24 protein-coding genes and 2 tRNA genes are annotated in these 22,419 nt (G+C 60.8%); 7 read left to right on the top strand and 19 right to left on the bottom strand.

The window, feature by feature from the left end; all coding sequences use genetic code 11:
- Nucleotides 1–36 precede the first annotated feature (36 nt).
- The 6 genes from WH91_RS04185 to WH91_RS04160 are packed head-to-tail and all read right to left on the bottom strand — an operon-like array spanning nucleotide 37 to nucleotide 5,509.
- Nucleotides 37–1,098 carry a substrate-binding domain-containing protein gene (locus tag WH91_RS04185; RefSeq protein WP_046169762.1) on the bottom strand — a complete coding sequence of 354 codons (1,062 nt, stop codon included), beginning with the start codon at nucleotides 1,096–1,098 and terminating at the stop codon, nucleotides 37–39.
- On the bottom strand, nucleotides 1,079–2,107 hold the full coding sequence (locus WH91_RS04180; protein WP_046169761.1) for an ABC transporter permease: 1,029 nt from the start codon (nucleotides 2,105–2,107) through the stop codon (nucleotides 1,079–1,081). The genes WH91_RS04185 and WH91_RS04180 overlap by 20 nt, the downstream gene beginning before the upstream one ends.
- Before the next feature lie 33 nt (nucleotides 2,108–2,140).
- Nucleotides 2,141–3,121: a zinc-dependent alcohol dehydrogenase gene (locus WH91_RS04175; RefSeq protein ID WP_046169760.1), complete on the bottom strand. Its 981-nt coding sequence runs from the start codon at nucleotides 3,119–3,121 to the stop codon at nucleotides 2,141–2,143.
- A gap of 11 nt (nucleotides 3,122–3,132) precedes the next feature.
- Nucleotides 3,133–4,140 carry a Gfo/Idh/MocA family protein gene (locus tag WH91_RS04170; protein WP_046169759.1) on the bottom strand — a complete coding sequence of 336 codons (1,008 nt, stop codon included), beginning with the start codon at nucleotides 4,138–4,140 and terminating at the stop codon, nucleotides 3,133–3,135.
- Entirely contained in the window at nucleotides 4,137–4,424 is a 288-nt protein-coding gene (locus WH91_RS04165) for a YciI family protein (RefSeq protein WP_046169758.1), read from the bottom strand. The genes WH91_RS04170 and WH91_RS04165 overlap by 4 nt, the downstream gene beginning before the upstream one ends.
- A gap of 14 nt (nucleotides 4,425–4,438) precedes the next feature.
- The gene (locus tag WH91_RS04160; protein ID WP_046169757.1) at nucleotides 4,439–5,509 is read right to left on the bottom strand and encodes an SDR family oxidoreductase; all 1,071 of its coding nucleotides are present in this window, start codon (nucleotides 5,507–5,509) and stop codon (nucleotides 4,439–4,441) included.
- Between the two features lie 1,795 nt (nucleotides 5,510–7,304).
- On the opposite strand from WH91_RS04160, the gene WH91_RS24545 reads away from it, so the two are divergent.
- The 3 genes from WH91_RS24545 to WH91_RS04145 are packed head-to-tail and all read left to right on the top strand — an operon-like array spanning nucleotide 7,305 to nucleotide 8,693.
- Entirely contained in the window at nucleotides 7,305–7,508 is a 204-nt protein-coding gene (locus WH91_RS24545) for a hypothetical protein (RefSeq protein ID WP_143078245.1), read from the top strand.
- A complete protein-coding gene (locus WH91_RS04150; RefSeq protein WP_143078246.1) occupies nucleotides 7,474–8,457 on the top strand; it encodes a hypothetical protein in 984 nt (327 codons plus the stop codon). Before WH91_RS24545 ends, WH91_RS04150 begins: the two co-directional genes overlap by 35 nt.
- Before the next feature lie 5 nt (nucleotides 8,458–8,462).
- Nucleotides 8,463–8,693 (top strand): hypothetical protein, encoded by a 231-nt coding sequence (locus tag WH91_RS04145; RefSeq protein ID WP_046169754.1) that lies wholly within the window; start codon nucleotides 8,463–8,465, stop codon nucleotides 8,691–8,693.
- Between the two features lie 39 nt (nucleotides 8,694–8,732).
- On the opposite strand, the gene WH91_RS04140 is transcribed toward WH91_RS04145, so the two are convergent.
- From WH91_RS04140 to tet(30), 5 genes are all read right to left on the bottom strand, one after another.
- Nucleotides 8,733–8,809: transfer RNA gene (locus WH91_RS04140), tRNA-Asp, on the bottom strand.
- A 255-nt stretch (nucleotides 8,810–9,064) separates the two neighbouring features.
- Nucleotides 9,065–9,140 (bottom strand) — tRNA-Val (locus WH91_RS04135).
- A gap of 173 nt (nucleotides 9,141–9,313) precedes the next feature.
- Nucleotides 9,314–9,586: an HU family DNA-binding protein gene (locus tag WH91_RS04130; RefSeq protein WP_046140229.1), complete on the bottom strand. Its 273-nt coding sequence runs from the start codon at nucleotides 9,584–9,586 to the stop codon at nucleotides 9,314–9,316.
- A 301-nt stretch (nucleotides 9,587–9,887) separates the two neighbouring features.
- Nucleotides 9,888–10,148 (bottom strand): hypothetical protein, encoded by a 261-nt coding sequence (locus tag WH91_RS22410; RefSeq protein ID WP_052952578.1) that lies wholly within the window; start codon nucleotides 10,146–10,148, stop codon nucleotides 9,888–9,890.
- 137 nt (nucleotides 10,149–10,285) lie between these two features.
- On the bottom strand, nucleotides 10,286–11,470 hold the full coding sequence (gene tet(30), locus WH91_RS04120; protein ID WP_046169753.1) for a tetracycline efflux MFS transporter Tet(30): 1,185 nt from the start codon (nucleotides 11,468–11,470) through the stop codon (nucleotides 10,286–10,288).
- A gap of 90 nt (nucleotides 11,471–11,560) precedes the next feature.
- Here tet(30) and WH91_RS04115 point away from each other — a divergent pair, with 90 nt between their 5' ends.
- Entirely contained in the window at nucleotides 11,561–12,202 is a 642-nt protein-coding gene (locus WH91_RS04115; RefSeq protein ID WP_046169752.1) for a TetR/AcrR family transcriptional regulator C-terminal domain-containing protein, read from the top strand.
- A 233-nt stretch (nucleotides 12,203–12,435) separates the two neighbouring features.
- Here the strand turns inward: WH91_RS04115 and WH91_RS04110 are convergent, their stop codons facing one another.
- Nucleotides 12,436–12,792 (bottom strand): hypothetical protein, encoded by a 357-nt coding sequence (locus WH91_RS04110; protein WP_046169751.1) that lies wholly within the window; start codon nucleotides 12,790–12,792, stop codon nucleotides 12,436–12,438.
- Between the two features lie 171 nt (nucleotides 12,793–12,963).
- On the bottom strand, nucleotides 12,964–15,396 hold the full coding sequence (lon, locus tag WH91_RS04105; protein ID WP_046169750.1) for an endopeptidase La: 2,433 nt from the start codon (nucleotides 15,394–15,396) through the stop codon (nucleotides 12,964–12,966).
- A 291-nt stretch (nucleotides 15,397–15,687) separates the two neighbouring features.
- Between lon and rocF the strand changes: the two genes are divergently transcribed.
- Complete coding sequence (rocF, locus tag WH91_RS04100) at nucleotides 15,688–16,653, top strand: arginase (protein ID WP_046169770.1); 966 nt, start codon at nucleotides 15,688–15,690, stop codon at nucleotides 16,651–16,653.
- A gap of 1 nt (nucleotide 16,654) precedes the next feature.
- Here rocF and WH91_RS04095 read toward each other — a convergent pair whose 3' ends face one another.
- Nucleotides 16,655–17,767: a citrate/2-methylcitrate synthase gene (locus WH91_RS04095; RefSeq protein ID WP_046169749.1), complete on the bottom strand. Its 1,113-nt coding sequence runs from the start codon at nucleotides 17,765–17,767 to the stop codon at nucleotides 16,655–16,657.
- Between the two features lie 78 nt (nucleotides 17,768–17,845).
- Between WH91_RS04095 and WH91_RS04090 the strand changes: the two genes are divergently transcribed.
- A complete protein-coding gene (locus tag WH91_RS04090; protein ID WP_046169748.1) occupies nucleotides 17,846–18,928 on the top strand; it encodes a citrate synthase/methylcitrate synthase in 1,083 nt (360 codons plus the stop codon).
- A gap of 205 nt (nucleotides 18,929–19,133) precedes the next feature.
- Here the strand turns inward: WH91_RS04090 and clpX are convergent, their stop codons facing one another.
- Together clpX and WH91_RS04080 are read right to left on the bottom strand one after the other, a co-directional pair.
- Nucleotides 19,134–20,411 (bottom strand): ATP-dependent Clp protease ATP-binding subunit ClpX, encoded by a 1,278-nt coding sequence (clpX, locus tag WH91_RS04085; RefSeq protein WP_046169747.1) that lies wholly within the window; start codon nucleotides 20,409–20,411, stop codon nucleotides 19,134–19,136.
- A gap of 172 nt (nucleotides 20,412–20,583) precedes the next feature.
- Nucleotides 20,584–21,213, bottom strand: a complete 630-nt coding sequence (locus tag WH91_RS04080) for an ATP-dependent Clp protease proteolytic subunit (RefSeq protein ID WP_046169746.1) — start codon at nucleotides 21,211–21,213, stop codon at nucleotides 20,584–20,586.
- Nucleotides 21,214–21,556: 343 nt separating this feature from the next.
- Here WH91_RS04080 and WH91_RS24540 point away from each other — a divergent pair, with 343 nt between their 5' ends.
- Nucleotides 21,557–21,718, top strand: coding sequence for a hypothetical protein (locus WH91_RS24540; RefSeq protein ID WP_158409512.1), 162 nt, complete (start codon nucleotides 21,557–21,559; stop codon nucleotides 21,716–21,718).
- Here the strand turns inward: WH91_RS24540 and WH91_RS04075 are convergent.
- The 3 genes from WH91_RS04075 to WH91_RS04065 all read right to left on the bottom strand — a co-directional run.
- Entirely contained in the window at nucleotides 21,715–21,945 is a 231-nt protein-coding gene (locus WH91_RS04075) for a hypothetical protein (RefSeq protein WP_046169745.1), read from the bottom strand. The two genes, WH91_RS24540 and WH91_RS04075, sit on opposite strands and share 4 nt — an antisense overlap.
- A 32-nt stretch (nucleotides 21,946–21,977) precedes the next feature.
- Complete coding sequence (locus tag WH91_RS23100) at nucleotides 21,978–22,142, bottom strand: type II toxin-antitoxin system RelE family toxin (protein ID WP_244542458.1); 165 nt, start codon at nucleotides 22,140–22,142, stop codon at nucleotides 21,978–21,980.
- Between the two features lie 47 nt (nucleotides 22,143–22,189).
- Nucleotides 22,190–22,419, bottom strand: a 230-nt coding sequence (locus tag WH91_RS04065) for an IS5/IS1182 family transposase (RefSeq protein ID WP_046169027.1), incomplete at its 5' end; no start/stop codon positions are given.

Here is a 22,419-nt window from a genome sequence, read left to right as displayed (position 1 = left end):
CGGCCCGGATGCAAGCGCACCCGAGCCGCCCAAAGATCACTTGTTGACGGCCTTGGCCTGATCGTCGGCCGACATCACAGCTGACAGATAGATCGAGCCTGGAAGGTCGGCGCGGCACTGCACGGCATTGGGCTGGCCGGACACGGAATCTTCAAAAACAGGCGCCTTGAAGATCTTGTCGGTCGGTGGCGTGCCCCCGGTTGCTTCAGCAATGGCCCATTGCACAGCCAGACGCACATTGTCATTGCCGGTTGCCACGGTGAACAATTTGAAGTCCGGGTTGGCTTCGTGATTGTCTGCCCAGAAGCAGCCGAGCGAGTTGCCGTCCGAGGTGGCAATCGCCGGTATCGACCGGTTGAACTTGGCGAACGTCGCCAAGGCACCCACGAGCGAGGGCCCGAAGTCCGAAACGATGACATCGATCTTGGGGTTCTTGGCGATTTCCGCCGACAGGACCTGCTGCGTCAGCGCCGGATCCCAGTTGGTCACGTCGAAAGGAGCCGGGTTGAGGAAGACATAGCTGTCGTCGAGAACCTGCTTCATGCCGGCCAGTTCATCGGTGCCCTGGCTATTGCCCGCCGGGCCGCTGAGAAACAGCACATTGCCACCATCTGGCAGGATGCTTTTGATCCAGTTGCCCCAGCTGACACCGTCGTCAACGAAGGAGGAGCCGACAAACTTGGTATAGTCCTTGCCCTCTTCACCGCCAACAACCACGCGGTAGGGAACTACGACCGAACCGGCGCCATAGGCACTCTTTAGGGCGGGCAGAACGGCGGGACCGGCATCACCGAACACAACCAGCGCATTGACGCCCTTGGCCGCCATGCTCTTGATGTCGGAAATTGCCTTCTGGGTGTTCCCCTGGCCATCGGCGTATTGGTAGTCGGTGATGCTTGGGCACAGGGCCGCTTCTGCCGCGCCCGAGGCGGTGGTGACCAGGCGCCAGCTATTGCCGCCATAGCCGTCCAGCAGTGCTAGCGAGGCCTTGTTGGGGCCGCACCAACTCGGCACTTCGGCATGGGCCGCACCAGCGAATGCTAGTGTCAGTGCCGCGGCCACGATGGCCGTCTGGCCTTTAAGAGACGAGAGTTTCATTGGTTTCCTCCATGTTTTTTTGTTTCGTCTGGTTCGTGTTTGGCCACCGGAGCGAATAGATCCCGATGCCAAATCCAAGCGCGAGAGCCTGAATGATTGTCTGAGCCGAGTATGGAACGCCCAGTGCGTAGGCGAACTGGCTCAGTTGATTGAGAAAAAAGGCGGCGATGACAGTCGAGATGGGAAAGCCGCGTCCGCCGAGCAGCGAGGTGCCCCCCAGCACCACCACTGCGACCGAGGGCAGCAGCAGGGGGTCACCCTGAAAGGCGGTTGGCTGGGTGGTAAGCCCAGCGATCAGCAGGCCGGCCAGGCAATAGAGCAGCTGGGCGCAGACATAGGCCATCATCTGGTATAGCCGCACCCTCAGGCCGATGGACCTGGCCAGCAACCGGTTCGCGCCAATCGCCTCGAAGCGCCGACCATTCACCGTTTTCTTCATCACCAGACCCACGACAGCCAGTGTCGTCAGGGCAAAGATTACGGCATTGCCGATGCCAAAACTGCTGCCGCCGACAATGCTCGCCAGCTGGTTGGTGGTAATGCGCGGTACCCCGCCGGAAAAGGCGAAGACGCCGCCATAGATCAGCGCATTCATGCCGATGGTTGCCACGATCGCGTTGAGACGCAGGAACCCGACCAGCAGTCCGTTTCCAAGCCCGATTAGCAAAGCATAGCCAATGGCGATCAGTACGGCAGGCAACAGGAGAGCGTCATTACCGGCTGGGTAATGGGTGGCGATCACCACTGCCAGCGACACCCCGCCAGCCACCGACAGGTCAAAGCCACCCTGCTGAACCACCAGCATCTGCCCCAGCCCCACAATGGCCAGAACGGCGGCGAAAGGCAGGCTGCCCGCCAGGGCACCAGACGAAACGCTGGATGGTGCATAGACCAGGCACAGGATGACCAATGCCAGGGTCGAGACGACGACGGTTACAAATCCCTTTGCCAGCGTGACGGGAAACATCGTTGTGCCTGTAGTCGCGTTTGGCTTGACGGTCTGGTTCATCGGCCTTTTCTTTTCAAAAGGGTGAGCGACGGGTCAGTGCAGTTGCAGGGTGATCTTGACGGCCTCTTGCGGGTTCAAGCCCAGCTCAAGTGCAGTCAAGGCGTCATCCAGGCCGAAGGTGTGGGTCTGGATGGGCGACAGGTCGATGCCGGTTCGCTCAAGAAACCGTATGGCGGACGGCCATACGCCGGGTGAGCCGATGCAGCCGCGCACGGTCAGATCCTTAATCTGAATCCTGCCCAGCTCGACCGGAAATTTCTGGCCGATATTGATGCCGACCATGGAAACGCGCCCCTCGGGACGTGTATAGTCGAAGACATTGGCCAGTGAGGACGCGTGTCCTGCGGCCTCGATCACCAGGTCGGCGCCACCACCGGTAAGCTCATGCACGGCCTCGACGGCGTTGACTGCCGAGGGGTCCACCGTCGCGTCGGCGCCCAGACGGCGGGCAATGTCGCGCCGCAATGGTACCGGGTCCACCACAATCACCCGGGCGCCCATGCCGATCGCTGCAGCCGCAGAGACCAGACCGATCGTACCGCCGCCCGAAACAACCACCGTTTCGGACGCATTGGTACCGCCGCTGCGCAGCACTGCGTAATAGCCGCAGGTGAAAGGCTCGATCAGCGCGCCTTTGGCATCATCGACGGCATCGGGCAGCTTGTGCAGCCATTCTGGCCGAGCGGCGAAGTACTCCCTATCCGCACCGTCCATGGAAAAGCCGAAATGGTGGATCCGCTCGGGTGTCTTGATGACGCATTCGCCGACTACCCGGTCGCCTTGGGAAAAACCGGTTACATTCTTGCCAATTTCAACCACCTCGCCCACCCATTCATGGCCGGGGGTGACGGGATAGGAGATCGGAATGATATATTTGCCGGCCAGCAGTTCATAGTCGGAATGGCAAATGCCGACCCGACGCGAGCGGATCATCACCTCATTGGCGGTGATTGACGGCATCTGCACCTGTGTGACCACCGGCTTATTCGGCTCGTCGAAGATCAGGGCTTTCACGGTGCTTTCCCTCAGTTCACGGTTTCAATCTTGCCGCTCAACGCGGATTTGAAGACCGCCTCGAGCAAAGCAATATTGTTCACCAGCTGTTCGCCGGTAATCTGGTAGGTTTCGCCGCCCCGCACCGCGCGGGCGAAGGCAACCAAATTATCCTTGACCGGCTCGGCCTTGCCCACCTCGATGGTGGTGATCGCCCCCCCCACCATGGCGCTGGTGACAATCCAGCCATCGGGTGCCTCGACATGGGCCTTGTCGCGGATGTCGATCCAGCCTTTGGCTCCAAACACCGCAAAGCGCGATATGAACGGATTGGCGAGCGAGGCAGAGACATATGAAGTCCCGCCGCCCCTGAACTTGACATAAGCCGCCACGGTGTCGCCCTGCGGCAGGTCCGAGGACAATTGCTCGCAGATGCACAGCACGCTCTCGGCTTCCCCCAGCAATCGTACAGACAGGTCCAGCAGGTGGATGCCGGTGGCCGTCATGCCCCCCGCAGGGGCCTGGTCGGCCTTCAGCCGCCAATTGCCGCGGTCGAGCGTGAGGAATTTGTCGTGGCTGAAATTGGCCTCGATCTGGTGAATGCGACCCAGAACACCCGCATCGACCTTTGCCAGCATCTCGGCAATTGGTGGTTCCCAGCGCCGTTCATGACCCATGCCCAGAACCAGTCCTGCTTCCCGGCACAGGCGCACGGCCTTTTCGGCACCGGCCTTGGTCAATGCCAGGGGCTTCTCACAGAACACGTGCTTGCCCGCAGCCACCGCTGCCTCGATCTGGGCCTCGTGCAGCGCGTGAGGCGTCGCCAGCACGACCGCTTCTACTGCCGGATCGTTGAGCGCATCGGCCAGATCGGCAGAAACGGGAATACCCCTGCTGGCGCAGATGTCTCTGACCGAGTCCAGATCGGGCTCCACTGCGCGCAACACGGCAATGTCAGACGGCGCCGCTTCGAGCACGGTCAGCATCTTCTTGCCCCACCAGCCCATGCCAACCAGGGCTATTCCAACGGGTTTGCTCATGACCGGTTATCCACGCGCTTGAGAAAGGGACGGATCGAGACGGTTTGCCAGAGACCTGCCTTGGCAAAGGGATCGGCGTGGTTGAAAGCCTCCACCTCGGCCAGAGAGCCTGCCTCGACGACAAAGCAGCTACCGATCATGGTTGCCTCGTCATCGGCCAACAACGGACCGGAGATGACGGTTTTCATCGCCGCTGCGCCGAGATAGGCCTTGTGCGCCTCGTAATGATCCGACCGCTTTTGAACTGCGCCGGGGTGATCCAGGCAATGGATGACATAGTGCATTGAGGTGGTCCTGCTCAGGAGGGGATGATCCGACGTGCACGCAGCTCGTCGAACACGTCAAAGAAGCTTTGGGACGACTGTTGATAGGCGGAGAAACCCCGAGTCCGGCTGTTGGTCATATCCGTGAAGCATTCCAGCGTCCGGCCCAGATCGGCATCGCTGTGCCACCAGGACGCGAGCTTGTTCACGCCGATGTCCTGCAAGCCATGCTGGGCCACGATTTCGGCCCAGGTCGCCGGCGCGGCGGCCATCTGTTCTTCCAGTGGCACCGGGTGGCCGGGGTATTGGGCAACCTCGAGGCCGAAATATTCTGCAATCTGTGCCCATAGCCAGGTCCAGCGGAACAGATCGCCATTGACCGTGTTGAGCGGCATATTGGCGGCCTCGGGCGTGGTGGCGGCCCAAAGCAGCTGCTCGGCCAATAGGCGTGCATCGGTAACGTCGGTCACCGCATTGTATTGCTCGGGCGCCCCCGGAAAGACAAAGGGCAGCCCCTTGTGCTTGCAGATCGAGGCATAGACCGCCAGCGTTACGGCCATGTTCATCGCATTGCCGACGACAAATCCAATCATTGTGTGCGGGCGGTGAACCGACCAGTTGAAACCGCGCCTGGCGGCCATTTCGAACAGAACATCCTCTTGCGCGTAGTAGAAATTCAGGCCCGGCAGCCGCGGGCTGTTTTCCAGAAACGGGGTGTAGGGTTTGACATTGGCATAGTCTTCGAACGATCCAAGGTAGTGTTTGAGTCCGGTCACCAGGGCTGCGTGCCGGATCGGCGCCGTTGCCAGGCCCTCGAACAGGTTGCGGATCATCAGGGCATTGACCCGGACATTATCCTGTTCGTTGGCCTGCCGTGACCAGGTGCAATAGAACACATGGGTGACATCGGCAGCTGCCTTCAAAGCGCTCAGACTGGCGTCAGCATCTTCCAGATCGACGGCAATGTGCCGGTCGGACCAGGGCAGATCGACCGCGCTGCGCGATACCGTTACCACCGTCCAACCTTCAGCCTTCAGCCGCTGCGCGGTGTAGCTGCCGGACAACCCGGTTGCCCCCGCGATCAAGGCGATGTTGTTCTGGTTCATACTCAGTTCTTTCTTCTCTGGCTGAGAGGACTGCAGCCCGGAATTTCGAGACCATTTGGTTGGTCTCTTTGTTGCCTTACCTGGCGCCTGCTTCATCTGGCTGACGGTTTGGGCTGATTGCGCTGGGCAACCCCAATACGGGTCTTGAGGAGAGGGCCCGGCTTTGGTGTGGCCCGGCTCCGCGCCAATTCGTCAGTGCACCGTCTGGATCCTCTGCAGCCTCCCCGCCGCTTCAGCCGGCCCAAGGATTGCTCCTGCCCTGAACCGTCTGACACCGTGAAGGTAGCAAACTAATTTGGGCGCTCTGGGTTTGATTTCTCCGAATCGGATAAATCCTGGCGGGCAGTACCCATCTATGGCGAGGCGGATTGAGTGGGGTTCGGTGACGATATCAGCGGAACAGCAGACTCTAGGGAAGCTTTGCGTACACCGCCTGCAGGTAGCGCTATTATATGTATCGGCTTTCCGGTGTGGCCTCACCAAAACCGGACACTCTCCTTCTCGACTTGAGCGGACCGACTGCTTTTAGGAGGTCGGAGAGGCGGGCTGAACGGCAGATATGGGGCGGTGAGTTCAACCGGTCATTGCAACACCATTAATCTGGAAGGATTGGAGGTGTCGCATGGTGACGTCACGGATCTGGCGCTGCTGGCACAGGTGGAAATCTACGCCACCCTGGCGCCGGACCAGCGTGTCACGGCCCAGCTGACGCTGCAAACCGGCTCGACAGCTTACTATCCCATCGTTACGGACTGCATTGGGCGCCGCTTGTGGCAGAGGTCATCAAGGTCTGGCCGGTCATTGAAACCGCCATGTCCCCGGCAAACACGGCGCGGCTTCACAGGCTGCAGACCCACACCGGCGTGGTGCGGCCGTTCCTGCGCTGGCACGCGTCCATGTTGGCCGTGCTGTTCCCTTGGCTCGGGTACCGCCTCTTGGTTAAGGCTCCAAAATATGGCCCGAGCCTCCGCCTCTCGGCGGGCCGCGCTTAGTTAGAAGAGTGGCATTGGCCAGACCCTGCGAGGTTCGGCCGATGCCGTCAGCCAGTTACTCCGCTCGGCTAAGTGCCTCGGGGTAACTGTCCGACAAGAGGCCGCCCACCGGCGTCCATCATGGACCGTAAGAGATGGGAGAAAAGAAGAAAGATAGGCAGGCGGCTAAGTGACGACCTTTCGACCCCAGACATTCAAGCAAGAGTTGACGCCACAGAAGGCCACCTACCCTCAACACACCCAAGATCCATCGGATCTGGGGCAGCGCCGGAGGCGTCGGTGGCCTTCTGCGGAGTCAAGGCCACCGCCAGGCTCCCTTTTTCAATGTGCGCGCAGCGCAAGCGAACGCATCATCTCCTCTCACGACCCAGCACTAGCGGGTCGTGAACAGTGACAGCGGCATTTGAAAAGGGATGCGGTGGCCGGACTTCTTGCGATCTTATGCGAATAAGTATTTCCAAACCGGCGAGTAGAAAAACGATGTTGCAACAATGAGTTGGAGCAATTTGTGAAAAATCCACAAGGCCAGAATCCGCAAGCGATAAATCTTGCAGAAAAGCCGTTTTCCCGATGTTTCTACAGCTTAATTCGGAGAAGGGTACTTGCAAGATCATAATGATAGAACGGCAACGCCTTGAACATCGACTCACTTATCCCCGAATTTGTAGGCATTTCGACGAGGGAGATTCGTTACATAGTGCCTTCTGGGCACACGGAGGAGGACGGTTTTCACCCGTCCTGATGTCCAGATGCGATTTCACGTTTCACCGCGCTGTGTACCCCCGGGGATAGCCGCCCGCCGGATGGGTCTTACAGAAACGAGCTTTCACCAAGCCTTACCAATGCTCTTACTGGATGGCTTTCCCAAGCCAAACTCGTTCACCGGAAACTATGACCTGCTGGCGATCGAGCATTATCTGAATCGTGTAGGCGGCTTGCTGAAAATGAGCACCGTTGCAGCGGATACTGCTGATGGCTTCCAAGAACGGTTGGCTCTCCTTGGTTGACATAAAATTCTCCCACTACGTCATTCGAAAGGGAAAGTATGGGTACTGGCTTCCCACACCCACGATGAAGCGCATGGGGTTTCAAAACATACCCTGCGGCCGTGATGGCGTGGAAGCATGGAAGATTGCTAAAGAGTGGGAGGAACGGTATCAGCGCACCCGAAAAGGCTTGGAGCCCGCCCCTGCTAATTTCAACCCACCCGGCAGTGTAGCGGACGGCTTTGCTCGCTATCGCTTGCTCAACGAGTGGAAGAAAAAGAAGCCTCGGACACGCGAGGATTGGGAGCGAGGATGGAAGTACATTAATCCCGTCTTTGGCGCGTCTGCGCCTAGCCTCATCACCGTCGAGCGGACCGACGCATGGTATCACCGCATCTTGACACTGAAAGGTGCAGGCGAGGCAGGACGAGCCATGAAAACCTGGCGTTCGCTGTACCGCGTTCTAGCAAGTATGAAGCTATGCATTCCAGATCACGATCCGTCACAGGCTATCCGCAAGGAAGGCGTTGCAGGCCGCACTGAAACTTGGCGTGAGGGCGAAGTCGTCCGGCTGGTTAAAGGAGCGATACGTGCCGGATACGGTGGCTTGGCATGCATAATAGCTGTTGCATGGGATACTCAATTCTCACCAGTGGACGCTCGCACGCTTTCGCCAGCTCATGCGGTTATCAGCGGCGGTGATATGGCGTTTTCGATCGACCGTACCAAGACTGCAGAAGCGGCACTCGGCATTCTGTCGAGACGCTCCCAAGGCCGAGTCGAATGGTACCTCGCCGCCTTGCCATTCTCGTTGCATGACGATGCGCCTCTTTTTTGGACCCGCGGCTTTACGCCCAAAGGTAAGGGCGGACGTCCTCGTAGTCCCGCGCGCTACACCAAAGAAGCCTTGTGGATGATTTTGCCGACGTTCGGCGTTTGGTCTTTGGAGCTGACGAAACCAGGAAGCTGATTGACATGCGACGTACGGGAGCAGTCGAAGCCAACGCGGGCGGGGCCTCGGTCGAAATAATGGCCGCCAAGATGGGCAACTCAATCGACGTCAATCGCAAGCTTCAGAAAACGTACATGCCGGTCAATGCTGCCGCAGTTCGAGAGGCAGATCTGGCTCGACGAATCGGGCGCGGTAAGCTTGCCTTGGAACAGAACGAGTTCAAAAAGTTGAAACTCTCTCAGCGAGAAAGTTGAAACCAATTTTAGGGGGAACTCGCAAACACCCGTAAAAGGTGGCGCGAGAGACGGGACTCGAACCCGCGACCTCCGGCGTGACAGGCCGGCGCTCTAACCAACTGAGCTACTCCCGCAGCGCTAGCAAACAACTCGTTCGCGCAACGTGTGGTTCGTTTACCCAGCCCCTGTTGCCAAGTCAAGCGACCAAAATGCTTTCACGTGACATTTTGAAAATTGTTGGCTTGGCCTGTGGAAAAGTCGTTATGCGCCAGCCACTAGCCAGCGTTTCCGGATGCAGAGAGTGAAAATAACCAAGTGTTCCCCCTGATGACCGCAATCGGGGCCTAAACGTTAGCACACTGCTAGCATCGAGAGCGCGGAATGGGGAATGGTGGGCGATGACGGACTCGAACCGCCGACATCCTCGGTGTAAACGAGGCGCTCTACCAACTGAGCTAATCGCCCGAAGGGCCGAAACGGCCTTTGGGAAGGTGGCCCTGATTAGGGCCCTCGCCGGCTGACGTCAACCGGGAAATGTCCGGTGATCTTCAACCGGTAGATAAGGCGATCTTCAGCCGCCAAATGAAAGGCCCCGGCGCATGCGCACGGGGCCTATCTGAAGCGTAGGGGATACGATCTTAGTTGATCGCGTCCTTCAGGCCCTTGCCGGGCTTGAACTTGGCCTGGTTGGAGGCCGGGATCTGGATCTCAGCGCCCGTGGCCGGGTTGCGGCCGGTCGAAGCCTTGCGCGCGGAAACGGCGAAAGTGCCGAAGCCGACGAGGCGAACTTCTTCGCCAGCCTTCAGGGAGCCGGTGATAGCCTCGAACACTGCGTCAACCGCTTCAGCGGCCTGTGCCTTGGTGATCGTAGCCTTGTCGGCAACGACGCCAACCAGATCGTTCTTGTTCATAGCGTTTCCTCACAGTGGATTTGCCCGCCCTCGCTGGCGAAGCCTTAAAACGCGGCAACCCTTGGTCGATTCTAGAAGAAACGCAAGGATTCCGGGGTTCTCACGAGGCCGGACGGTGCAGCAACGTTAATGGACCTGAAAAAAACGCCCCGCAAGTCCGGATTGTAGTTTTTGCCGGTTTTCCTGGGTTTGCTGGGGGTAATGCGGCTATTTGAGTGCGTCTGGAGCAGGCTTGGGCTGCGCCTGATTCCCAGTATCAAAGGCAGCGCGAGCATGTACACGCCGATGGCGAGCAGCCAGATCAGGCCCGGCCAGCTGCCGCGCGGACGCTGTAGTAGATGAAGCTGAAGAACAGCGGGCCGAACACCGCGGCGAGGCTGACAAGGCCAGCCAACACCCCTTGCAACTGTCCCTGCCGATCGGCATCGACCTGCCGCGTGGTCAGCGACTGCAATGCCGGCATGCCGATGCCACCGAGGGCGAACACTGGCGCCATGGCAAAGAGGATCCAGCAGTGGCTGACAAAGGCCAGCGAGATCATGGCGCCGGCCTCGAAACCCATGCCGACCACCAGGGTCGAGCGTCACCAAGCCTTGCAACCACGGGCCCGGTTAGAAACGCCTGTGCCAAGCGTGGCAGATGCCAAAGGCGCCTAGCGATAGGCCGATCATTGGCCCGTTCCACTGGAACCAATCTTACCTACGCCATCACCTGCTTAGGCGTCCGCACCGTCGCGAACAGCGGCGCGGCCAGGACGTACAGCCCTGCCCCGACCAGCCAGACTGTGCCGATCCACATGTTCTTGGTCGAGAAGAACAATGCAGTGGTCAGCACCGGACCGACTATGCCCGCGAGGCTCATCAGGCTCGCCAGCACCCCCTGCAACTGGCCCTGTTGTTCATCGCTGACGCGGCTGGTCAGCAGGGATTGCAGCGCCGGCATGGCCACGCCGCCGAGGGCGAACAGCGGCGCTATGGCGTAACCCATCCAGCTTTGGTCGGCGAAGGCCATCAATGTATAGGCCAGCGTGTCGAAGGCGACGCCGATCATCAAGGTGCCGAGGTCACCGAAGCGCCGCGACAATGGCCCGACAAGGAACGCCTGCGACAGGGCACCGCTGACGCCGAACACCGAAAGCGACAGTCCCATGTGCACGGAATCCCAGCCAAACTGCTCGGCGCCATACAGCACCCAGATCGTTCCGGGCACGGCGGCAACGAGGCCAAAGACTACCGCGACCAGCACCAGCGGCAGCAAGGGCTTGAAATTCCACAGCCAGAGCAACGGGGCGAGCGGGTTGAGTTCGTTGAGATCAAACTTGCCGGGCTTGGCAGTGCGGCTCTCGAGCAGCACGAACAGGGCGACCAGCAGGTTGATGCCGTTGAACGCAGCGGCGATCAGGAATGGCGAGCGCAGCCACCAGGCGCCCATGACGCCGCCGACCACCGGGCCCACGATGAAGCCCATGCTCAATACCGCGCCGACGAGGCCAAACCGCTGGGCCCGCTGATCCGGCGGGGTGATATCGGTAATGTAGGCACTGGCCACGGCCATGTTGGCGCTGGTGATGCCCGCCATGGCCCGGCCGACGACGAGCACCCAGCCGAGCGGCGTCAGCGCCATCACCAGATAATCGACCAGCGTGCCGGCGAGCGACAACAGCAGCACGGGGCGCCGGCCGAAGCGATCGCTAAGGGCGCCGAGGACCGGCGAGAAGACCAACTGCATGACGGCATAGACCGCCAGCATCAGGCCATAGAGAAAGCCGATGTCGCCACCACGGCTAACCTCGGCCAGCAGCTCGGGCAATATCGGAAAGATCAACCCGGCGCCGATGGCATCGAGGGCAACTGTGGCAAGAATGACGACGAGGGCCTTGTTCATGGCGTGGTGTCCGGATAGAGCTCTATCGGTGATAAGTTTACTTATCGGCGATAAACTCCCTTATCACCGATAAGTCAATGGGAGGTCGGCATGGCCATGGATCGCGACGGCATAGTCGATGAGGCGCTCTTGCTGCTCAACGACGTGGGCATCGATAAGCTGTCGACGCGAAAGCTGGCCGAACGGCTGGGCGTGCAGCAGCCGGCGCTGTACTGGCACTTTGCCAACAAGTCCGCGCTGCTCGATGCGGTCAACAGCGAGATGCTGGCGCGGTATCACACCCATCGCCTGCCCTTGCCCGGCCAGGACTGGGTCGAGTTCACCTACGCCAATGCGCGTAGCATAAGGGCGACATTGCTGGCGGTGCGCGACGGCGCGCGACTGACCGCGGGCACTAGGCCGTCGGCCTCAGAGTTCGCCGACACCGAGACGGTGCTGCAGCTTTACGTCGATGTCGGCTTCTCGGCACCAGAGGCCTTCGGCATCGCGATTTCGGTGACCCGCTATGTGGTGGGCTATGTGCTGGAGGAGCAAGGCGAGCGGGAGCGGACGGCCGAAGAAGCCGACGCGGGCATTGATCCCATGGCCGACATCGCGCCGTTCCCATTGCTGATGCAGGCGCTTCAGTCGCTGTTCAAGGTAGGGACGATCAACACCGAAGAGGTGTTCGAAAACGGGCTGCGCTACATGGTGGACGGCATGCAGGCGAGTTTGGCAGCGAAGCTGAGATAGGTCGGCGGACTTTTTCGAGGATCTGGGCCACCTTGACCCCTCCCCACAAGGGGGAGGGAGACGATGAGCACTGACATCCGATCTGGCGCCCCCTCCCCTGAATGGGGAGGGATTGAGGGTGGGGTGATAGGAGCAACTAACGCCCGCTATCAACACACCCTTGTCAAGCGAGCAACGTTGGGTGCTATGCGCGCGGCCCCGTCATGGACCGTCAACGCGCCAAACCAGTATGCTTATTGGCCGATCATTGCTTCGCATTCTTCATCGGAATAGCGCAGTTCGGCATTCGGATTGGTCAGGTTTTCGACGGCCATTTCAACGTAATAGTTGACTAGACGGTCGTGTTCGGCGGAGTCGATGCCGTCAGCTTCCATTTCAACCAGGGCCACGTTGAAGGCGGCCGTGGCGCCAGCATCGGCCGATGCGATGGCTTCTGCGCTCATCCCGTCGATCTGGGTGACGGCGGAATAGGCTGCACCGCACCAGAGTGCCTTATCGACGGCGTCGCTAACCTGGTCCTCGGCGAAGGCTGGCAGCGCCAGGCCAGCGACTGCGAGAACGGACAGGGCAGCGGCAAATTTCTTGATCATGATCGTATCTCGTGGCCGCGGTCAGCGATGGCTGCCCAGTGTGTCGGCATCAATGTCATAATTGGAGATGGAATAATTGTCGCGTGCGATTAGTGGAAATGGTTGAGAGCGTGCCGCTAAACAAAAAAGCCCGGCATCGCTGCCGGGCTTCGTCATTCAGTTCAAACCCGCTTAGTGCGGCAGGCCGGTCGTTGCGTCATCAGTCGTATCGACTGCAGTCGCGACAGCCGGTGTGACCTCGTCGAAGTTCCATTCGATCGGCTCTGGCTTGCGCACCAGGGCATGCTCGATGACCTGATCCATGCGGCTCACCGGAATGATCTTCATGCCTTCCTTGACGATATCGGGGATCTCGGCGAGATCGCGAACGTTCTCGGCCGGGATCAGCACGGTCTTGATGCCACCACGCAGTGCCGCAAGGAGCTTTTCCTTGAGACCGCCGATGGGCAGCACCCTGCCCCGCAGCGTGATCTCGCCAGTCATGGCGACATCATTGCGCACCGCAATGCCGGTCATCACCGAGACGATGGCAGTTGCGAGGCCGATACCGGCGGACGGACCATCCTTGGGGGTGGCACCTTCGGGCAGGTGGACGTGGATGTCACGCGTGTCGAACATCGGCGGCTTGATGCCGAAATCGATCGAGCGGGAGCGAACGTAAGCCGTTGCCGCGGTCAACGATTCCTTCATCACTTCCTTGATGTTGCCGGTGACCGTCATGCGGCCCTTGCCCGGCGTCATCACGCCTTCGATGGTCAGCAACTCGCCGCCAACCGAAGTCCAGGCGAGGCCGGTAACCAGGCCAACCTGCGATTCCGCTTCGATTTCACCATGCGTGTAGATATCCGCGCCCAGGTACCTGGTCAGGATTTCCTCGTCGATGGTGATGGTCTTGACCTTGGTCCGGATGATCTCGGCCACGGCCTTGCGCATCAGCTTGCTGATCTCACGCTTGAGGTTACGCACGCCCGCTTCACGGGTGTAGCGCTGGATCAACGCGGTCAGCATCTCGTCCGACAGGACGAATTCGCCATGGGCCAGACCGTTTTCCTTGAGCGTCTCTGGGATCAGGTGCTGCTTGGCGATCGCGTGCTTCTCCTGCTCGGTATAACCCGACAGGCGAATGATCTCCATGCGGTCCATCAACGGGCCGGGGATGTTCAAGGTGTTCGAAGTGGTCACGAACATCACGTCGCTCAGGTCATAATCGACCTCGAGGTAGTGATCGGCGAAAGTGTGGTTCTGCTCCGGATCGAGCACTTCAAGCAGTGCCGACGACGGATCGCCACGGAAGTCCTGGCCCATCTTGTCGATTTCGTCGAGCAGGAACAGCGGGTTGGACTTGCCGACCTTCTTCAGTGACTGGATCACCTTGCCGGGCATCGAGCCGATGTAAGTCCGACGGTGACCGCGGATTTCGGCTTCGTCCCGAACGCCGCCGAGGGCCATGCGCACGAATTCGCGGCCGGTTGCCTTGGCGATCGACTTGCCGAGCGAGGTCTTGCCAACGCCCGGAGGTCCGACGAGGCAGAGAATCGGGCCCTTGAGCTTACCGACGCGGCCCTGCACGGCCAGATATTCCAGAATGCGTTCCTTGACCTTCTCGAGGCCGTAGTGATCCTCATCGAGGACCTTTTCGGCCATTGCAAGGTCACGCTTGACCTTGCTTTTCTTGCCCCATGGCAAGCCGAGCAGCGTGTCGAGATAATTGCGCACCACGGTGGCTTCAGCCGACATCGGGCTCATCGACTTGAGCTTCTTCAGCTCAGCCTCGGCCTTCAGCTTGGCTTCCTTGGAAAGCTTGGTCTTGGCGATGCGCTCCTCGATCTCTGCGATCTCGTTAGAGCCCTCTTCGCCGTCGCCCAGTTCCTTCTGGATCGCCTTCATCTGCTCGTTGAGATAATACTCGCGCTGGGTCTTTTCCATCTGCCGCTTGACGCGGCTGCGGATTCGCTTTTCCACCTGCAGGACGCCGATTTCGCCTTCCATCAGGCCAAGGATCTTCTGGAAGCGTTCGGCTACCGACAGGGTCGACAGCAGATCTTCCTTCTCGTTGATCTTGATGACGAGGTGGCTGGCAATGGTGTCTGCGAGCTTGGAATGGTTCTCGATCTGGCCGACGGCAGCGACCACCTCCGCCGAAATCTTCTTGTTGAGCTTCACATAGCTCTCGAACTCGGTGGTGGCCGAACGCGACAAGGCTTCGAGCTCGGTCGCATCCTCTACCGGCTCAGGCAGGATGGAGGCTTCGGCTTCGAAATAGTCGACGGTCTGCAGATAGCGATCGATGGTGGCGCGGCTCAGGCCTTCGACCAGCACCTTGACGGTGCCGTCGGGCAGCTTGAGCAGCTGCAAAACGGTGGCAATGGTGCCGGTGTCGTAAATCTGGTCCGGGGCGGGATCGTCGTCCTGCGCGTTCTTCTGGGTCACGACGAGAATATGCTTGTCGTCGCGCATGACTTCTTCAAGCGCTTTGACCGACTTCTCGCGACCGACGAACAGCGGCACGATCATGCCGGGGAAAACGACGATATCACGCAGGGGAAGAACTGGGTAAACCCGGTCCCGGCTTGCATCGCCAGTGGCGGGGGTGACGTCCGTCATTTCGTATCCTTTCCGGGGCGCGCTGGGGAAAGGAGATCGTAGCGCGCCCGTCTAGACAGCTACAGTCTTAAAGGCTGCGCTGATTCCGGTTAATAAATAGGTCCGCCTATGGGCCGCACAAGTCAACCTGCGCGGAATTGTGACGGTTTCCGGCTGAACGCACAGGAGATATGCGAAGAGCCCGGAAACATCCGTGTGCCTTGGATGCACAGTGGATGTGGGAACGCTCCAAAGCGTCTTGCCCTTGCCAGCCATATCGTCATCATCGGGCTCAACAACAAGGACACCAGCATGACCAAACCACGCCGCATCGACCTTATCGGCATCGCCACGGCGGCGGGCGCATCCGTGCGTGGCTGCGGCATGGGGCCAGAGGCGCTGCGCGTGGCGGGGCTGGCGGAGGCGCTGATCGAGCTCGATCAGGTGGTGGTGGACCACGGCGACCTGCGCCGCCCTCACCCGGCGCTGGATGCCAGCCCGGCGAGCCAGCGGCTGCCCGATGAGCGGCGGGCCGATGTGCTCGACCTCGCGGCGCGGATCAGCGACCAGGGGCTGGCTATCCTCGATGCAGGAAACTTCCCGGTGTTTCTCGGCGGGGATCATTCGATCGCCATGGGAACCGTTTCGGCCGTGGCGCGGCACTGCGCTGCGACCGGCAAGCCGGTGTTCGTGCTGTGGGTCGATGCCCATGCCGATTTCAACACGCCGGCCACCTCGCCCAGCGGCAACCTGCATGGCATGCCACTAGCGTTGCTGTGTGGCGAGCCGGGGTTCGACGATGAGTACCAAGGCGAATGGCTAGGCCGGATCGATCCAAGGCATGTCAGCGTCATCGGCGCCCGCTCGGTGGATCGCGACGAGCGCAAGCTGCTCAATGCGCGCGGCGTCGAAGTGCTGGACATGCGCAAGATCGACGAGCTGGGCGTGGTGGCGCTGATGCGCACGCTGCTGACGCGGGTGAAGGCCACGGGCGGGCATCTGCATGTGAGCCTTGATGTCGACGCGATGGACCCCGCCATTGCGCCGGGCGGCGGCACGCTGGTGCCCGGTGGGCTGAGCTATCGCGAGGCACATCTGATCATGGAAATGCTGCATGACAGCGGGCTGGTGGGCTCGCTGGACGTGGTGGAGCTCAATCCCTTCCTCGACCACGGCGGCGCCAGCGCGACGCTGCTTGTGGACCTCGTGGCAAGCCTGTTCGGTCGCGCCATCATGGGTGAAGAAGCCGGGCCGGTGGAGTTCGTAACCGAGGAGTAGGCTACACGCCGACATACCGGGCGCGTGGGCGAATTTGTTCGCCGGAAATGACCTGTTCGATCATGTGGGCAAGCCAGCCGACAGCGCGCCCTAGCGCGAACAGGGTTATGCCGGCTTCGTCGGGCAGGTCGAAACGCGTGGTCATTGCAGCCAGGGCAAAGTCGATATTGGGTTCCTCGCCACTAAGGGATCGTGCGGCGCCGAGATAGGCGGCGAACTCGGGTGGCAGATCGAATCCTCGCAGCAGTGCGCGGCACCGGGCGTCGCCGTCGGGATAGAGTTGGTGACCCATGCCCGGCAAGGAGCGCCCCTCCCCGAGCCAATCGCGCAAGGCTGCCTCGGCGTGTAGCTCGTGACCGACATCCTGCGCCAAAGCGGCGACTTCGGGCGATGCGAGGCCGTGGCGTGGCCCGCGCAGGGTGGCGAGGCCAGCCAATGTCCCCGACCACAGCGACGCACCGGTCGAAACCGTCACGCGCGCGGCGAAGGTCGACGTGTTGAGTTCGTGGTCGGCAAGGAGGACCAAAGCACGGCGGATCGAGTTGGCGGCTTCGGGACGATCCCAGTGGCTGGCGAGGCGGACGTGTAACGGATCACTTACGGATTGGCCGGCAAGGGCTTGCGCCAACACGGCAACGATCTCGTTGGCATCCCGCACCAATGCGGCTGCGGATCGCGGTGCAGCCGGGGCGTCGGCAGCGCAGTTGGCGAGAGCGATGAAGGCGGCGGTGAGCCCCTGCCCGGTCGTTGCAGCGTCAGGCAATGTCATGGGTGATTGCCAGAGCAACTCGGCAACCTGTTCCAGCGTCGCGGTCTCGGCCAATTCACAGGCGTCCTGGCCGCGAAACAACAGGCGACCGTCGCGTACCGTCGAAATAGCTGTCGGCAGCACGGGCTCGCCCCAGTGCATCGCCTCGCTGGCCACAGCCTCCTGCTTGCGGCGGCCGGATGCCCGCTGGGCCAGGCGCCGGACGTCATCGCCGCGATAGAGGCTCCGGCGGCTGTCGGCGGGATCGGGCCGCGCCTTGATGCGACCACGGCTGACATTGGCGTAAAGCGTCTGCGGCTGGGTGCCGAGCAGCGCCAGTGCCTCCGATGCCGTGAGCCAGTCCATGACATTGATCCAATGGGTCAAGATTGACGTCAATGTTAGCACGCTTACCCTGCGCGGCAACAACCACAGGAGAACGAGATGAATTCTGGTCTCGAAGATGTCGTCGCCGCCGAAACGGTGTTGTCGGATGTGGATGGCGCCAATGGCCGGCTGGTGATCCGCGGCGTATCGCTGGATGAACTGGTCAAGGGCAGCAGCTACGAGGACGTGGTCGCACTGTTGCTCGACGGTTTCCTGCCACTACCGGACGATCTGCCTGCGGCATTGGGCGCGGCGCGGGTGGAAGTATTCAGGCACACGGCCAGCGCCGATGCCGGCATCGTCGCCCTGTCGCCGGTGGACGGGCTGCGAGCGCTAATGGCGCGACTGGGCGATGGCGAGGACATCAATACGGCATTATGCCTCGTTGCGGCGCCTGCGGTATTTACACCGGCCCTGCTGCGCCTGCAGCGCGGACTGGAGCCCATCGCGCCGGACGCCGGGCTTGGTCATGCCGCGGATGCGTTGCGCATGCTGCACGGCGCTTTGGCGTCAAAGGAACAGGCGGCGGCGCTGAACCGCTATTTGGTGACGGTAGTGGACCACGGACTGAACGCCTCGACCTTTGCGGCACGCGTGGTGGCATCGACGCAGGCAGGGCTCACCTCGTCCGTGCTGGCCGGGCTGAGTGCCCTCAAGGGCCCGCTGCACGGTGGGGCGCCGGGGCCAGTGCTGGACATGCTGGATGGCGTCGGTGCCCCCGAGGATGCGCCGGCCTGGCTGCAGGACGCCTTGGCGCGGGGCGAACGGCTGATGGGGTTCGGGCACCGGGTCTATCGTGTGCGCGATCCGCGGGCCGATGCCCTAAAGGGCGCGGTGCGGTTGCTGGCTGCATCGGGAGCGATCGAACCCGGCCGGCTGGCGCTTGCCGAAGCCGTGGAACAGGCGGCGCTCGATCTGCTGAAGCGCAAGAAACCGGACCGGCCGCTGGAAACCAATGTCGAGTTTTATACGGCGCTGCTGCTGGAGGCGCTGGGGTTCCCGCGCGACGCCTTCACCTGTGTCTTCGCCATGGGGCGGGTAACTGGCTGGGTGGCGCATGCTCGGGAACAGGCGCTGGGTGGACGCTTGATCCGGCCGAAGTCGGTCTATGTTGGGCCGGAGGTGGCGAAGGCCGCCTAGTGAGCGCCCGACTTGGCAGTCGACACCCTCCCCCTTGCGGGGAGGGATCAAGGGAGGGGGATGGTTAGCCCCGATATCGGGGCTTTCGCACCCCCTCCTAGCCTCCCCCGTCAAGGGGGTACCGCTAAGTAAATGGGGCCGCTCAGCCCTAAATACAAAAACGCCGGGCTCGTTGCCCGGCGTTTCAATTTCAGAACCGAAAGGCCTACGCCGTTGCGGGCGCTTCGTCTTTCTTGCGCTCGGAGTAGATGTAGAGCGGACGGACGTCCTTGCCATTCACCACTTCCGCGCTGATCACCACTTCTTCGACGCCTTCGAGGGAAGGCAGATCGTACATGGTGTCGAGCAGGATGGCTTCCATGATCGAGCGGAGGCCGCGGGCGCCGGTCTTGCGCTCGATGGCCTTCTCGGCAATCGCCTTGAGAGCGTCCTCGTGGAAGGTCAGTTCGACCTCTTCCATCTGGAACAGGCGCTGGTACTGGCGCACCAGGGCGTTCTTGGGAGCCGACAGGATTTCGATCAGCGCCGGGATATCGAGATCTTCCAGCGTTGCCAGCACTGGCAGACGGCCGATGAATTCCGGGATCAGGCCAAAGCGGACCAGATCTTCGGGGGCAACATCGGCCAGCACCTGGCCGACGCGACGGTCGTTGGGGTCCTTGACCACGGCCGCAAAGCCGATGCCCGAACCTTCGCCGCGTGCCGAGATGATCTTTTCGAGGCCCGAGAAGGCGCCGCCGCAGATGAACAGGATGTTGGTCGTGTCCACCTGCAGGAATTCCTGCTGCGGATGCTTGCGACCGCCTTGGGGCGGAACGGAAGCCACTGTGCCTTCCATGATCTTGAGCAGGGCCTGCTGCACGCCTTCGCCCGAAACGTCGCGGGTGATCGACGGGTTGTCGGACTTGCGGGAGATCTTGTCGACTTCGTCGATATAGACGATGCCGCGCTGGGCCTTTTCGACATTGTAGTCGGCAGACTGGAGCAGCTTGAGAATGATGTTTTCCACGTCCTCGCCGACATAGCCGGCTTCCGTTAGCGTGGTGGCATCGGCCATGGTGAAGGGCACGTCGAGAATGCGGGCCAGCGTCTGGGCCAGCAGCGTCTTGCCCGAACCGGTCGGGCCAATCAGCAGAATGTTCGACTTGGAAAGCTCGATATCCTGGTTCTTGGTCGAATGGTGCAGGCGCTTATAATGGTTGTGGACAGCCACGGAGAGCACGCGCTTGGCGCGATACTGGCCGATGACGTAATCGTCGAGCACCTTGCAGATATCGGCAGGGGTCGGCACGCCGTCGGAGGACTTGACCATCGAGGTCTTGTTCTCTTCGCGGATGATGTCCATGCACAGCTCGACGCATTCATCACAGATAAACACGGTCGGACCAGCGATCAGCTTGCGAACCTCGTGCTGGGATTTCCCGCAGAACGAGCAATAAAGCGTGTTCTTTGAGGTTTCGCCGTTCGTTGTCTCTTTGGACATCCAGTCACTCCCGGGGGCAGAGCGCCCCCCAAACCAAGCGTTATCGGAAACCGTAACGCTTGAGCCTAAAGAAAGTCTAAGCCGAACCGATCCTAAAGACCGATCCGGCTTGAAGCAATTGCGCTTGGATCACAGTCCACGGCGCATCGGCAATGTGCTTAACACAGGCCGATCAGGCCGCCGCATCAGGAATGATGCGCTTTTCGTGGATGCTGTCGATCAGGCCGAAGGTCTTGGCTTCTTCCGGAGAAAGGAAGTTGTCGCGCTCTAGAGCCCGCTCAACTTCCTCATAGGTACGGCCCGTGTGCTTCTCATAAATCTGATTAAGACGACGCTTCAAGCCCTCGACTTCCTTGGCATGAATCATGATGTCGGTAACCTGACCCTGATAGCCGCCGGAAGGCTGGTGGACCATGATGCGGGAGTTCGGCAGCGAGGTGCGCATGCCCTTTTCGCCGGCTGCCAGCAGCAGCGAACCCATCGATGCGGCCTGGCCCATCACCATGGTGGCGACGGCCGGGCGGATGAACTGCATGGTGTCGTAGATCGACAGGCCCGAGGTCACGACGCCGCCGGGCGAATTGATATAGAGCGCGATTTCTTTTTTCGGGTTTTCCGATTCGAGGAACAGCAGCTGCGCCACGATGAGCGAGGCCATGTTGTCCTCGACCACGCCGGTCACGAAAATGATGCGCTCGCGCAGCAGGCGCGAGTAAATATCGAAAGCGCGCTCGCCACGGTTGGACTGTTCCACAACCATGGGAACGAGCGTGTTCATGTAGATGTCGTGCGGATCCCGCATGTGATGCCCCTTTGCCGTGCCATATCGCGGACCTGGCCGGCTGAATGTGAAACACGATCCCTTCCCGAACGCAGGAGACGGGGGTCCGGGGATCATGCCGAAATTTCGAATCGACGCGATGGATGATTGCAGCCTACGCCGCCTTAAGAGCGGGTAAAGGCACAGATAGGCGGCAATGCGGCAGGCTTCAATAGGCGTGGGCCGCGATGTGACGGAAGGGTGAATGGCCGATCATGACTGGCAGGCGCCCGACCGCATGCGCAGATAGATGGCATTTTATCGTTTCCCCTCAGTCTAAGTGCACGCCTGCGGTCTAAAGTCCTTTTCAAACAAGGACGTGACCATGACAACCAAACCCGCCGTCTATGCCGGCCTGATCGCCTGTGCCACCCTGATCCTGATCAAGGGCGCCGATGGCAATATGCTGGAAGGCGCGCTCATTGGCGTCATCGCCCTGCTCGGCACGGTGATCTATGCACGCACGGTCGGCCGGCGCCTCGATTAGGCCGAGAAGGCCACCGCCACGCCCTTTTTCTTGAAGTAGGCCTGCATGATCTTGCGGCCCTGGCGATTGGACTGCGCCAGCTTGGCGGGCTCGAACACGGCTTCCTTGGCGCCCTCCTTGGTCATCGCAGCCTTGAGGGCAGCGATGTGGAGGTCCAGCTCCTCGTTATTGGCCTTGATCGAAGTGTAGATATTGTCGATGGCCTGGTTCAGGCTCAGGTCGCTCATGGGTGGGCACTCCTTGGATCTTTGCACCTCCACTAGCGACTTTTGCCGTGAGGGCAAGCCAATGGTTGGCGATAGATCGCGCTTCGGTGGCCAATATCGAGGACGAGCACTAGCAGCACGCCATCATCGATCTTGCAGATGATGCGATAGTCGCCAACCCGATAACGCCAGAGCTCGCCAAATCTGGAGCCGACCAAGGGCTTGCCCAGTTAACGAAGGGAACTCGCCAAAGCGACCCTTTCATCTAGGTCCTGTTGACAAAGTACGGTATCCATATCCTTACAGCGGCTAAGGCGAGGAAGGCCGCGAAGGATTTCGCGGTCTTGTCGAAGCGTGTTGCGATGCGGCGGAACTGCTTGAGCCTGTTGAACATGCGTTCGATGCGGTTGCGGTCCTTGTATGCCTTGAAGTCGCATGGGGGCGGGTTCTTGCGGTTGGCTTTGGGTGGGATCACCGGAACAATGCCGCTCAACA

Origin of the sequence: Devosia psychrophila, assembly GCF_000971275.1 — a bacterium.
Lineage (GTDB): Bacteria > Pseudomonadota > Alphaproteobacteria > Rhizobiales > Devosiaceae > Devosia > Devosia psychrophila.
Note: the sequence above shows the minus strand (reverse complement) of the source record. Positions and strands in the feature narration are given on the sequence as shown.